Here is a 13,303-nt window from a genome sequence, read left to right as displayed (position 1 = left end):
CGATACTGTTATTGTAATCTCGATCCGCCTCGGTCGAAAACCAAAATATCCTCGTACTCTCCAATTTCATATCCACTCATTTGCTGATTTCCCTCGGTTTTCACGGCTTTCTGCGGGTTTTCCATGCTGATCTGGCCGAATTCATATAAAATCGTGCAAGCCTACTGGTTGACCGAAAATCAATATAACGGTCAATAATATATCTTTCCATGCAAAATCGCTTCGTAAATATATATCAATATATACGACAAGATAATTTTAGCGATTTTATATAATTATACTTTGTCTTTCGATCACCCCTCCTTTCTCAATGAGGATATAAGTTCTCATTCGCGGAACCGACAAAGTCCGCGTCATAACAATTCATTGCCCGCCCAGCTCGTAAAAGCCTGTGGGCCATTTCAACGGGGCGCTGAAAGCTACCTCGAAAGTTTATTGAGTATGGCACCTCGCAGCGCCCCGATCATTTCATCATTGATTATCTCGACACACGGGCCCTGTGTGTCGATCAAACGTCATATTGTCCTGCCTTCAATCCTTTTGCTCTTCACTCCACCAACACAGTCTCATCCATTCATCATTCAATTCCTGACAAGCACTGTAAGAGAGCCGCATTCATACAAGCTCCCTCATCAGCACATCAGACATTCTCTCTCGCGATCACCGCGAGCATTCCAATCATTATGTGAGTGCTGATGGATTGCGTCTTTCCATCATCACAACACCTGTTCCGCTTCCCGCCTGGGGAAACCAGCACGAGAAAACCTGAAGCAAAGATAACGCAATAATATCCCGTCGTAAAGAAAAATATGAATATATTCCTATATCTTGCTACCAGCAATTTCGCCACATTCCATGGCGACCAGAAAGATGTGGTGTGCGGCACGCAATTTCAAATTGACTTATACTTCATCGGCCATTCTCACATTTGCTGGAATGTAGGCAGACAAAAACACGGAAAGATTGAATTTTAAGATGGAAAATCTCTAGTGTAGCGAATATTTATACAGCTTTATGATCGTGACATTTGCCTTGGAGAGTGCAGAAACAGACAGCACAGTTCACGACCACAACTAAAGAATGTCGCAATAATCAGCCTTGCATTGAAGGAAACGACTCAAAATATCTAATTTATATAACTTTTGGTTATTTTATGGAGCATAATACATCGATCAGGACATAAAATAAAACTTTAAGATAGAATAAATTTTAGTATGCAATTTTAGGATATGATAAATTTAATTGCGAAATTGAACGGAACACATTTGACACTAGATTGAAACCCCGAAAAACCTCCAAAAAACGGAAAGAAGCCATTTGAGGATATGGTTGTACAACCTCCGTTAACGGATTGGCAAGAAGTTTGAAGCACAACTTATAGAGGATTATTTTTGAGCTATATTGAAAGAGTTTTTCGATACGATCCATTTTTGGGGAGCAGGTTATGACATACATTTCAAATTCATTCGCCAACGGTGTCGCGATGCAGCTTTTCATGACTTCGCGCAATGCTTCAAGTAATCAGGGCGCAGTGGATAAAATTATCGAGCTTGTTCGCGCATCCACAAGGCAGACACCCTCCACAACAGATATCTATGCGCCTTTCGACGGAGCGCAGATCGACACAAGGGATGGCAATGAGAGCGATGATCCCCACCTCAGCATTGATGCCTTTAACGATGCCAGGATTTTCACTGGCGGCGGTAACGACAGTATAGGCGCGTATCGACGCGCCGTCATCTCATCGGGAAGCGGAAACGATTATATAACGACAGATGACAAAGGCGTCGTTGATTCAGGGTCGGGTGACGACTACGTCTACGGGAACTCTTATATGACCGTGAATGCCGGTGAGGGCAATGACGAGGTTCGGACAGACGGCTACTCGTCAGTGGATGCCGGTGATGGCGACGATGTCGTCGTGACATTGGGCTATTCCCGTGTTGATGGCGGTGCGGGTAACGATACGCTGATCGCGGTCGACAACACCGCCGATCATTCGGACCAGGCGGGCCATGCCGTTCTGAATGGTGGAGAAGGCGATGACGATATCCAGATCGGCCGCAATTCAGTGGCCAATGGCGGGACCGGCAATGACAAGATTACACTTGTGCGCGGAGGCTCGACTGTCGAATTCGCCCGGGGTGACGGACAGGACAGGGTTTTTGCCGCAGATGATTTCGCCCTGGCAATTTCCGGCTACAGCAAGAACGACGTCAGCGTAACAAAGCAGGACGGCAACATTATCATTTCATTCGCTGGCTCGCAGGACACCATCACCGTCAATCTGCCTGATGAAAAGGCTATTCAACTTTCCTTCAACGACGGGACGGAAATGACGATCAATGGCGCGGATGAAAGCCTTAAGCCAACATTCAACGTTAAGTGGACTTCGCCTGAATGGACATATGCAGAAGCCTATAAGGAATTTGAATATTCCACGACCAATGCAGATTATACATTGTACGAAGAACGCCTAGAGATCAATGCTAGGATGATGTCCGCTTTACGGGTTAACCTCGCCCAGTGAAGTCCTATAAGGTTTTGATTAGGACTTCCTCGGGAGTTGAATTATTTGCAAAGCGTTGAGAGCGCAAAACGGCGTGTATCAAGCGAAGCCGAAAGCAATCCAGAAGAAGCGAGTTGGCCCAAGTTCAAGGTGAGCGCTTTGAATAGAATCGAACCATTGAGCCTATTGATCGCGTGAAGTTGCTCAAGGTGATGCTCCCGGGTCCCGAAACGAGATCGGCTCGCGAATGCCCCGCGCTCGGTCTCATTCGCGCCATGGATCGACAAAGACCACTCCCGTCATCTCGAAATCTTCAACATTCCGTGTTCCTACCGTTAGCCCATGGACCAACGCGGTCGCTGCAATCAAGACATCAGCCTCGTTGCGGCGATTTGGAATATGTGAGTGGGCACAACGCGTTGCTATGCTATCGCGTCATCGATTGGCAGAATTCGCTCTGCAAATTCTGGTCGGTCCCACTATCCGTCCAGGCCCGCAGGTGAGTGGCGGCATCGTTCTGAAAACAGGTCGACACGCCACACGATGTTGCAAGCGTGGACACATTCCTCGCCACCAACTCTAGCTGTGTATCTGCGAAAGTTATCAACACCTATGGCTGCAAGCCGGCGCATCGCGCAGTGTTACGGATATGTGCTTCCATTTCGCTTCGGGCTAGGTGCCCGTCATTTGCTTTCAAGGCAGCGATGATGCGCCGGTGCTCTGCAATGGACTGCCGCATTCTTTCAGGATCTGTGATCGGAATCGGTTGACGTTGGGTTTCGGTGATCTGATCGCGCACCGTCTGGTACAGCGCTTTCAGCATGGTGTTGGAGCACGCAGACACGATGGTGCCATGGAAATCGAGGTCGGCGTCGACATTGGCGAGCAGGTCTTGACTGGCCCAACAGTCCTCCATCGTCTTCGTCGCCTTTTCCATTTTCTCGAGTTGTACCTGTGATAGCCGCCCGGCTGAAAGGCGTGCAATCTCGCCTTCAAGCAGGATACGCGTCTGGAAAACGTCAAATACCGAATAGCTCTCGGAGTATCGCCATGGCGCCATATGCGCCGCCTGACCTAAAGCTCCGTCAGAGGCTGCTGCCACGAACGTTCCGCGCCCTGCTTCTGTTTTCAAAAGCCCAAGCGTTTCCAAGGTCAGAAGGGCTTCACGCAGAGATGCCCGACTGACGCCAAACTTATGCGAGAATTCACGCTGAGAGGGGATTTTCTCGCCTGCCTTCAACTGCCCGGCCTGGATCATGGCCTGGATTTCGCGGGCTACTGATTGTGGAACAAGCGTTTTGTTAAGCATTCGATCCCTATTCAGCGTAAGCCACACTGGCCCTTCCGATATATTTTTTTAAGTCCACCTTGCAAAGCACAAAACGCCGTGCTTCTTTGGTCGGACTGGTCTGACCAGTTGGACCAACGTAGATTGGCTAGAAATATAAAACAAGGGGTTCTCGAATGCCACATGTCTCGCACATCAAAAGCACACTACTCGCCGGGCTGGTCTCTGCTCTCGGTATCCTTAACGTTCAGGCTGCCGACCTGACGGTCGGCGCCAATATTGGCAATGTTCCATGGGAATTTGAAGACGCAAGCGGCAAGGTGACGGGCTTTGAAGTCGATCTCGTCAACGAAATCGCCAAGCGTCTCGGTAAGTCGGTCGAATTCGTCAATACGCCGTTCAATGGCCTGTTTCCGGCTGTCCAGTCCGGGCGCATCAACATGGCCATTTCCTCAATCACAATCACCGAAAAGCGGTTGGCATCCGTCACCTTCGCCCAACCCTATTATGATAGTGACCAGTCTTTGACCGTAACGGCGGCATCCGGCATCACCGGTCTCAAGGGAATGAGCGGCAAGGTCGTCGGTGTCGATACGGGATCGACAGGCGACATGTGGGCAGAGTCTCATAAGGGTGAATATAAGTTAGGCGAAATTCGTCGCTTCGAAGGCTTGCAGCCCGCCATGCTCGATCTCGTTGCCGGTCGCGTTGATGGCTATATTTCCGACATTCCCGCACTGCTCTACTACGCCAAGGATAAGCCGGAACTGAAGGTTGTCGAGCGCATTCCGACGGGTGAGAAATACTCGATCATGTTCAACAAGGGCGACCCGCTGGCCACCGAAGTCAACAAGGTTATCACCACATTGAAGGGTGAAGGCTTCATCGCCAAGCTGCATGAGACATGGTTCGGCGCAAAAGCCGAAGACACGACCTCGACAGTTGCCGTTCTCGATATGCCGAAGGCGAAATAAGGCTAGAACCTCATCCGGCGGGACCAATCGTGTTCCGCCAGATTGCCAAGGGAGCCGATCCGGCATGAACCTCATCAATACCTTTTTTAACGTTCCAGTCTTTCTCAACAGCCTGCCGCAGTTGCTTTGGGGTCTGGTCGTTACGATCCAGATCGGCATCACCAGCATCATTTGCGGTCTGGTTGGCGGGCTGTTTCTCGCAGTGGCACGCCTTTATGCACCGGCATTTTTCAAATTGTTGATCCGCGGCTATATCGACATTTTCCGGTCGATCCCGCTGCTCGTCCTTTTGATTGTCGTCTATTATGCACTGCCCTTCGTCGGCATAAGGCTGTCGCCTTTTCTTTCTGCTGTTACAGCGCTGTCTCTGGTGTCCGCGGCCTATACAGCAGAAATCTTCCGCGCGGGCATTGAAGCCGTTCCACATGGGCAATTCGAGGCATCAGCCGCACTCGGCCTCTCCAACCGCAACACCATGGTCGATATCATTTTGCCGCAGGCAATCCGTATTGTCATTCCACCTCTGACGAACAACTGCATCAACGTCATGAAGGACACCGCGCTTGCTTCGGTGGTTGCCATGCCCGATCTGTTGAAACAGGCAACGCAAGCGCAGGCGCTTAACGCCAATCCAACACCGCTGATTGGCGCTGCGCTCATCTACGTAGCCTTGCTCTGGCCGATGGTCGCCATCGTTGCGCGCCTTGAAAAACACTTCAGCCGAGGGAAACGTTGATGGAGAAGATCGACCAACCCCTTATTTCCATTCGCGGATTGACCAAAGCCTATGGCACTTTCACCGTGCTGCACGGCATTGATCTCGATGTGACCGAAGGCGAAGTCGTCTGCGTCATCGGTCCCTCCGGTTCTGGCAAATCGACGCTCATTCGCTGTATCAACCATCTGGAAGCCTTTTCGCCGAATAGCACAATCACGGTCGATGGTATTCGCGTAGAGCCCGGTCCAACTCTTGCCAAGGTGCGCGCCGAAGTCGGCATGGTGTTCCAATCGTTCAATCTCTTTCCGCATATGACTGTTTTGAAAAACGTCATGATTGCGCCCATGCGGGTGAGAAAAACGCCCGAGGCGGAAGCCGAACGCAAGGCCAGGGAGCTTCTGGCGCGGGTGGGCATTTCGGAGCAAGCAGAGAAATTTCCCGGCCAGCTTTCAGGCGGCCAGCAGCAGCGTGTGGCGATTGCCCGAGCGCTTGCCATGGAACCACGCGTTCTACTTTTCGACGAGCCTACATCGTCGCTCGACCCTGAAATGGTGGGCGAAGTGCTGGACGTGATGCGAAAGTTGGCCGGCACTGGCGTCACCATGGTGATCGTGACCCACGAGATGGGTTTTGCTCGTCAGGTGGCAGATCGCGTCATCTTCATGGATGGCGGCAGGTTGATCGAATCCGGCACGCCAGAGCAGATTTTCGATACCCCACAAGAGACACGGACACGCGGCTTTCTCCGCGCTGTCCTCAATCACTAAACAAAAAATACTATTCGGGAGACATTAGGGATGACTACCACTTCACCGCTCGACCTTGATTATGTGCGCAGCCAGTTCCCAGGGCTGTCACGCGGTTGGACCTATTTCGACAATGCGGGCGGCTCGCAAATCGTCAAAGGCGCGCTTGATCGCATCAATACATTTCTGGTCGAAAAGAACGTGCAAATCGGCGGCTCCTACGAGGTTTCACAAAGCGCGGCCAACGCGCTGTATGAGGCGCGGACTGCGGCCATGCATCTAGTCAACGCATCCAGACCAGAAGAGATCGTTTTTGGAAACTCCACCACGGCGCTGCTGCAAAACCTTGCCCGGGCCATGCAGAGCCAATTGTCTCCCGGTGATGAAATCATTGTCACCGTCAGCGACCACGAATCCAATATAGGTCCGTGGGACAGATTGCAGGATGCGGGCATCACGCTCAAATTCTGGCCGCTGAACAAAGAAACACTGACGCTGGATATAGCTGATCTAGATGCACTGATCAGTGAGCGCACTAAGATGGTCTGTGTCACGCATGTCTCGAATATTCTAGGATCGATCAATCCGATCCGCGAAATCGCGGATTTCGTGCATGCTCGCGGCGCAAGGATTTGCGTCGATGCCGTTGCTTATGCTCCGCACCGAGCCGTCGATGTGCAGGCGTTTGACGTCGATTATTATGTCTTCAGCCTCTACAAGACTTATGGACCGCACTACGCGCTGATGTATGGCAAGTACGATCTGCTGCTCGAACTCGACACGCTCTACCATTATTTTTATGGCAAGGACAAAGTTCCGGGCAAGTTGGAGCCAGGCAATCCCAACTATGAACTTGCCTACTCCACCTGCGGCATCGTTGACTATCTCGCCGCAATTGGCGAGCAGGCGGGCGAGACCGGCACGGTGCGCCAGAAAATCGAGGCTGCCTTTGCAGCCATCACGGCACAGGAAAATCTTCTGACCGAACGACTGCTGAACTACCTGCGCTCCCGCAACGACTGCCGGATCCTCGGACAGATATTCAACCATGATGAGACACGCGTACCGACGATTGCATTCCGCTTCGATGGGCGCGAGGCGAGTGAGCTTTGCAAGGCAATGGACGGCGAAAAAATTGCCATGCGCTTCGGCGATTTCCATTCCCGGCGTCTTGCCGAATATCTTGAGTTGACCGACCACGGCGGCATGTTGCGCGTCTCCATGGTGCATTACAACACATTGGAAGAGGTCGATCGCTTCATCGCAGCGCTTGACCGCATTCTAGCTGGTGATGCGGGATTTGCGAAAGCAAGCTGACGCCGCAGTCAACCATAAGAGGACAGAAATAATGCGTTTCGATACAGTGATCAGACATGGGACCGTGGTGACGGCAAGCGACACATTCGTCAGCGATGTCGGGATCAAGGATGGGCGGATCGTAGCACTTGCCGCTGAGTTGTCTGACGCTGACGAAGTTATCGACGCATCAGGGCTTTTCGTTCTTCCGGGCGGCATCGACAGCCACGTCCATCTCGACCAGCCCTCCGGTGATGGCATCGTCATGGCCGATGATTTCGACAGCGGCACCTGTTCCGCTGCCATCGGCGGCAACAGCACGGTTCTGGCCTTCTGCATGCAGGAAAAGGGCCAATCATTGCGCGAAGCACTGAAGGTCTATCATGCCAAGGCCGAAGGCAAATGCCATGTCGACGTATCCTTCCATCTTGTCATCACCGACCCGACCGCTGAGGTGTTGGGACAGGAGTTGCCTGCTTTGGTGGAGGATGGCTATACCTCGCTGAAAGTCTTCATGACCTATGAGGGCCTGCGGCTGCGCGATGACGAAATCCTCGCCACGCTGGATACGGCACGCCGCACTGGCGCACTTGTGATGGTCCACTGCGAGAACGAAGACGCCATCCGCTACCTCATCGGTCGCCATGAGGAAGACGGCAAATTCGAGCCAAAATACCACGCCACGACACGGCCCATCGCTGCCGAGCGCGAAGCGACCCATCGCGCGCTGTCGCTTGCCGAAATCGTCGATGTCCCCATCGTTATCGTTCACGTCTCCAACCGCGAGGCGATGGAAGAAATCCGCAGAGCCCGCCAGCGCGGCCAGAAGATTGTCGGCGAAACCTGCCCGCAATATTTGATGCTGACCGCCGATGATCTTGATCAGAGCGAGATGGAGGGTGCCAAATATGTCTGCTCCCCGCCGCCGCGTGACAAGGCAAGTCAGGATGCCTGCTGGGAAGGTTTGGAACAGGGCGTCTTCGATCTGTTTTCGTCCGATCATTGCCCGTTCCGTTTCGATGACCCGGAGGGAAAATTGAACGACAAAGGCAAGCGCCATTTCCGCTGGATTCCAAACGGCATACCCGGCGTTGCCACACGCCTTCCGATCCTGTTTTCGGAAGGTGTGATGAAGGGACGGATCGATATCAACCAGTTCGTTGCTGTGACCTCGACCAATCACGCAAAACTTTATGGTCTGTATCCGCGCAAAGGTACAATCGCTATCGGTGCAGATGCTGACATAGCTTTATGGGACGCCGACAAACGCGTCACCCTCACCAACGAAATGCTGCAACATGGCGCTGATTACACACCTTACGAGGGGCTTGCCGTGCGTGGCTGGCCAGTACGCCTGCTGTTGCGCGGCAAGACGATCATGCGAGATGGGCGGACAGTCGAGCCGACTGGGCATGGTAACTATCTGGCGCGGGAAAAGTCATCGCTCACAAAGGGAGGCTTTTAGAATGCTCTCGGTCATCTGGATTGCCCGCTAAAGAGCCGCATCTTGCGCAGTGCCAGACGTCTTCACCGCACGAGCCAGGCGTCTACTTTCGCTCGCACCAGTGAGTATATGTCCAATCGAGCCGCTGATAGCGAAATGTATATTCGTTGAGGACGTCAAGACCCTTGCTTTGAGCGCGCTTGAACCAACCACACTGAACTACTGCAACTCGACGAAGACCATACTGGCTAAGGCGCAAGAGGCATCTCATATGCCAAAGAGGTGTCGTTGATGCCGATGAGTATCTCAATAAATATGGTTCTGAGCAGAAACGTTGATTTCCCCCGTCTGTGATAGCCAGGAGAATATACAAAAGTAGGGCAAGCGTTATCCGATAACCCAACGGCTCTCAAATGCCCGACTTGCCATCCACGCGTCAGCATTTTTAGACGCTAAGCATTTGTCGGCAAATGCATCGCGCGCCATGTTGAATTCCCTATCGATCAACTAGCCGACGACAAAGCACTCATCTGAATATTCTCCGCGAACAGACTTTTTTTCAAACCTCCTGTCCCGCGCGCGCTGGAAATCGGAGAAATCAGGGAGTGGGTCGAGAGCTATGCGCTGTCAGCGCGCAATGCCATGGAGGCCGGCTTCGACGGCGTCGAACTCCACTGTGCAAATGGATATCTGGTTACCCGGCCTCCTTCGTCGTCCTCAGTCCTGAGTATTCGATGAAGTCTATCTATGCTGAAGACGTTGACATCTGTTGACACAACGCGTGGCCAGTGACAGGAGAAACCATGGTCAATCGTCAATCACGCAATGTGTCACTCACCCCCGAACTCGAGGGTTTCATCAGCGATAGCCTAGCGTCTGGCGACTACGCCAATGCCAGCGAGGTGGTGCGCGCCGCATTGCGCTCGCTTCGCGATGGGACTTTGCCCTCCTCCGCACCTCCTCTGGCGGGCTGGCCAATCGGAGGTGGCGAATGCGGAAATCTTATTCGACAACGCGCTTGGGACATCAGCATATTGGGCGCCATCAAAACGTGGTCGCCCGAACTGCGTGCCACGGTCGGAAACATCGTCAATTCGCCTGTCGCCAAAGTGTTGTTGTGGGGACCTGACCACATCATGCTTTACAACGATTCCTATCGAGAGATTGCAGGGGAACGCCACCCCATGGCGCTCGGCACGCCTGTTGCCATAGCCTTTCCGGAGGTATGGGACTGGAACCGGCCGATCCTTGAGGCCGGACTGAAGGGCGAAACGATTTTTCATCGCGATCAGCCAATCGTATTCCGTCGTCCAAGCGGTCCTCAGACAATGTTCCTCGATCTGTTTTACACACCGGTCTACGACGTCGACGGACGGGTCGGCGGAGTGATGTGCACCATCGTCGACAACAGTGCCAGAATTTCAGCAGAAACCAAGCTCGCTGCGCGAGAGGCCGAATTGCGCCGGGTCACAGATGCGGTACCCATGCTGATCTCCTATGTCGACAGAGAGCATATCTACCGTTTTGCAAATGCTGCCTACCGTGACTGGTTTGGTGTCGATCCGGAAACCATGGTCGGCCACCATATCCGCGACATGATCGGAGATGCGGCTTACAACGACCGACGTGGTTCGATCGATAGAGGTTTGACGGGAGAAACGTTCGCGACTGAAACGAACATGCCCCGTAAAGACGGTTCAATTCGACGTCTTGAAGTGCGGTATGTTCCTCATGTGGAACCAGACGGATCCGTCCCAGGCGTTTACATCCTTGGAATTGATGTGCAGGAACGGGCGCTGCGCGAGGCAGCCCTGGAAATCAGCAATGGCCGCTTTCGAACCGCTATGGATGCGGTGCATGGAATTCTCTGGACCAACAGCGCAGATGGCCAGATGGTCGGCGAGCAGCCGGGCTGGGCATCGCTGACGGGACAGTCACCTGACGAGTATCAGGGATACGGATGGTCCAATGCGGTCCATCCCGAAGACTCAGCCGATAGCGTTAAGGCTTGGAACGCGGCGGTGGCAAGCAAGACGATGTTTGTTCACGAACATCGGGTTCGTCGCTACGATGGCACATGGCGTCAGTTCGCGATCCGGGCTTTGCCCATTCTGAACGCTTCTGGAGAGATTATGGAGTGGGTCGGTGTCCATGCCGATATTACCCACCAGCGTGCCGCCGAGGCTGCTTTGCGCGAACAGGCTGAGATATTGGCGCGCCAAGTGCGCCACCGCGAGCGTGCCGAAGATCAACTGCGTCAACTCAACGAAACGCTTGAAGCGCGGGTTATCTCCGAAATCGACGAACGAAGGCAGGCGGAGGCAAAACTTGCACAATCCCAAAAAATGGAGACGGTCGGCAAGCTGACGGGCGGCGTTGCCCATGACTTCAACAACCTGCTCCAAGTCGTCTCAGGCAACCTTGCATTGCTTTCCAAAGATATTGCGGGCAATGAGCGGGCGCAGACACGGGTGGCAAACGCGATGGCCGGCGTCAGCCGTGGCGCGAAGCTTGCGAGCCAGCTTCTTGCCTTCGGGCGTCGGCAAGCGCTTGAGCCAAAAGTTGTCAATGTGAGCCGCTGCGTTCAGGGAATGGACGACATGCTGCGGCGTGCGATCGGCGAGGCCGTTGAGGTCGAAACGGTCGTCACGGGAGGTCTGTGGAACACATTCATCGATCCTGCACAAATCGAAAACGCCCTGCTCAATTTGGCTATCAACGCTCGTGATGCGATGGAGGGGCGAGGCAAGCTGACGATCGAACTGTCCAATGCCCATCTGGACGATGCCTATGCGCGAACACACGATGAAGTGACCGCAGGCCAATACGTGCTTTTAGCCGTTACAGACACTGGATCGGGAATGCCGCCCGACATTATTGCCAAGGTATTCGAGCCGTTCTTTTCTACGAAAGCTGAGGGCAAGGGCTCTGGTTTGGGATTGTCGATGGTCTATGGCTTCGTCAAGCAATCCGGTGGTCACGTTAAAATCTATTCGGAACTAGGGCATGGGACGACCATAAAGCTCTACCTTCCACGCGCGCTACAGGCAGAAGATGTGGAAGTTTCCGTCGACCATGGGCCGATAGCAGGGGGCACGGAAACCGTTCTTGTTGTCGAGGACGACGATGGTGTCCGGGAGACGGTTGTAGCGATTCTTGCTGACCTGGGCTACCGCGTACTCAAAGCCGTCGACGCAGCAAGCGCGCTCACCGTCATCGACAGCGGTGTACCGATCGACATGTTGTTCACTGACGTCGTGATGCCAGGAACGCTCAAGAGCCCGGAGCTTGCACGCAAGGCCCGCGAACGACTACCTGATATCGCCGTATTGTTCACCTCAGGATACACGGAAAATTCGATTGTGCACGGCGGCAAACTCGATGCTGGTGTGGAGCTGCTATCAAAGCCGTATACGCGAGATGCCTTGGCTCAGAAGTTTCGACACGTACTCAACAACCAGCGCCAACGAGGGCGCGTGTTGTCGGATGATCAACCGGTACAACTTAACAAGCCACCCGAAGCCCTTGAAAACGCAGCGCAGCTTGCTGTCATTCTCGTTGAGGACGATGGCCTTATCCGGATGAATACAGCTGATATCCTCCAGGAAGCGGGACATATTGTGGTTGAGGCTGGTAGTGCGGAAGAAGCAATGGCAGCTCTCGAAACCATTGCCTTCGATGTGCTAGTCACAGACGTAAACCTGCCTGGTGCGTCTGGCAAAGAGCTTGCAGAGCGGGCCCGCGCTTTGCGCCCATCATCTTTGATCGTGTTTGCGACCGGCGATCCATCTCGTGTCAGCGCTGATGCGGGAACGAAAGTTCTTGGAAAACCCTATGACGCAACGCAGTTGTTAGCGGCAGTGTCTTCATCGGCCGTCAGAGAGGCGAAGGAAAATACGTAAGGTATCATGTCCGGGTACCTCATGGTGCCCTGACGGCTCTTCTTCTGGACTCTCTGTAGATCCTTTCGGCGATTCGAACATTTCCTCCACTGCGGGCTGAGGCTCCGGCTTGAGTTTGGCAATAAACAACCCTGCACCAGTGACAAACCAAAATCACGCAGCGCCTACCTGAAAGAGACAATCCGTCGTGCCGAAGATGGTGAAAAAAGGCGAGTTGCCGACTAAAACATGTGTCACATGCGGCCTTTCCTTTGTCTGGCGACGGAAATGGATGAAACACTGGCAAGAAGTCAAATATTGCTCGGATCGATGCCGCCAAGAGAAGTCCAAAACCTGCCTATGACGTTTCATGTGAATGAAGCGAATACAGCCGCCCTGAGCGTGGCTGAAACGATCAGAGTTGACAGTTTTGCCGAATAAACCGGC

General features: G+C 53.2%; 9 protein-coding genes and 3 pseudogenes. 10 read left to right on the top strand and 2 right to left on the bottom strand.

Annotated elements, in window-relative coordinates; all coding sequences use genetic code 11:
- The first annotated feature begins 1,444 nt into the window (after positions 1-1,444).
- Entirely contained in the window at positions 1,445-2,530 is a 1,086-nt protein-coding gene (locus RMR16_RS23305; RefSeq protein WP_320197975.1) for a calcium-binding protein, read from the top strand.
- 243 nt (positions 2,531-2,773) lie between these two features.
- Here the strand turns inward: RMR16_RS23305 and RMR16_RS23300 are convergent.
- Together RMR16_RS23300 and RMR16_RS23295 are read right to left on the bottom strand one after the other, a co-directional pair.
- Positions 2,774-3,071 (bottom strand): annotated as a pseudogene (locus tag RMR16_RS23300) (hypothetical protein).
- A 48-nt stretch (positions 3,072-3,119) separates the two neighbouring features.
- A complete protein-coding gene (locus tag RMR16_RS23295) occupies positions 3,120-3,818 on the bottom strand; it encodes a FadR/GntR family transcriptional regulator (RefSeq protein WP_320197974.1) in 699 nt (232 codons plus the stop codon).
- 155 nt (positions 3,819-3,973) lie between these two features.
- Between RMR16_RS23295 and RMR16_RS23290 the strand changes: the two genes are divergently transcribed.
- The 9 genes and pseudogenes from RMR16_RS23290 (at position 3,974) to RMR16_RS23250 (ending at position 13,297) form a co-directional block, all read left to right on the top strand.
- Positions 3,974-4,771: an ABC transporter substrate-binding protein gene (locus RMR16_RS23290; protein WP_320197973.1), complete on the top strand. Its 798-nt coding sequence runs from the start codon at positions 3,974-3,976 to the stop codon at positions 4,769-4,771.
- Positions 4,772-4,835: 64 nt separating this feature from the next.
- A complete protein-coding gene (locus RMR16_RS23285) occupies positions 4,836-5,507 on the top strand; it encodes an amino acid ABC transporter permease (RefSeq protein ID WP_320197972.1) in 672 nt (223 codons plus the stop codon).
- Positions 5,507-6,256 (top strand): amino acid ABC transporter ATP-binding protein, encoded by a 750-nt coding sequence (locus RMR16_RS23280; RefSeq protein WP_320197971.1) that lies wholly within the window; start codon positions 5,507-5,509, stop codon positions 6,254-6,256. Before RMR16_RS23285 ends, RMR16_RS23280 begins: the two co-directional genes overlap by 1 nt.
- A 30-nt stretch (positions 6,257-6,286) precedes the next feature.
- Complete coding sequence (locus RMR16_RS23275) at positions 6,287-7,552, top strand: cysteine desulfurase-like protein (protein ID WP_320197970.1); 1,266 nt, start codon at positions 6,287-6,289, stop codon at positions 7,550-7,552.
- Positions 7,553-7,583: 31 nt separating this feature from the next.
- Entirely contained in the window at positions 7,584-8,996 is a 1,413-nt protein-coding gene (gene hydA / locus RMR16_RS23270) for a dihydropyrimidinase (RefSeq protein WP_320197969.1), read from the top strand.
- A gap of 552 nt (positions 8,997-9,548) precedes the next feature.
- Positions 9,549-9,671: pseudogene (locus tag RMR16_RS23265) on the top strand (alkene reductase); the annotation flags it as partial.
- A gap of 107 nt (positions 9,672-9,778) precedes the next feature.
- Complete coding sequence (locus RMR16_RS23260; RefSeq protein WP_320197968.1) at positions 9,779-12,877, top strand: PAS domain-containing protein; 3,099 nt, start codon at positions 9,779-9,781, stop codon at positions 12,875-12,877.
- Between the two features lie 196 nt (positions 12,878-13,073).
- A pseudogene (locus RMR16_RS23255) lies at positions 13,074-13,142 on the top strand (DUF2256 domain-containing protein); the annotation flags it as partial.
- Positions 13,143-13,144: 2 nt separating this feature from the next.
- Positions 13,145-13,297: a hypothetical protein gene (locus RMR16_RS23250; protein WP_320198023.1), complete on the top strand. Its 153-nt coding sequence runs from the start codon at positions 13,145-13,147 to the stop codon at positions 13,295-13,297.
- The last annotated feature ends 6 nt before the right edge of the window (positions 13,298-13,303 follow it).

The organism is Agrobacterium sp. rho-13.3 (assembly GCF_033957765.2).
Lineage (GTDB): Bacteria > Pseudomonadota > Alphaproteobacteria > Rhizobiales > Rhizobiaceae > Agrobacterium.
Note: the sequence above shows the minus strand (reverse complement) of the source record. Positions and strands in the feature narration are given on the sequence as shown.

Bases quoted from the DNA above. Each gene is read 5' to 3' on its own strand.
- hydA (WP_320197969.1), top strand. From the start codon at position 7,584: ATGCGTTTCGATACAGTGATCAGACATGGGACCGTGGTGACGGCAAGC.
- RMR16_RS23290 (WP_320197973.1), top strand. From the start codon at position 3,974: ATGCCACATGTCTCGCACATCAAAAGCACACTACTCGCCGGGCTGGTC.
- RMR16_RS23260 (WP_320197968.1), top strand. From the start codon at position 9,779: ATGGTCAATCGTCAATCACGCAATGTGTCACTCACCCCCGAACTCGAG.
- RMR16_RS23280 (WP_320197971.1), top strand. From the start codon at position 5,507: ATGGAGAAGATCGACCAACCCCTTATTTCCATTCGCGGATTGACCAAA.
- RMR16_RS23305 (WP_320197975.1), top strand. From the start codon at position 1,445: ATGACATACATTTCAAATTCATTCGCCAACGGTGTCGCGATGCAGCTT.
- RMR16_RS23250 (WP_320198023.1), top strand. From the start codon at position 13,145: ATGGATGAAACACTGGCAAGAAGTCAAATATTGCTCGGATCGATGCCG.
- RMR16_RS23295 (WP_320197974.1), bottom strand. From the start codon at position 3,818: ATGCTTAACAAAACGCTTGTTCCACAATCAGTAGCCCGCGAAATCCAG.
- RMR16_RS23285 (WP_320197972.1), top strand. From the start codon at position 4,836: ATGAACCTCATCAATACCTTTTTTAACGTTCCAGTCTTTCTCAACAGC.
- RMR16_RS23275 (WP_320197970.1), top strand. From the start codon at position 6,287: ATGACTACCACTTCACCGCTCGACCTTGATTATGTGCGCAGCCAGTTC.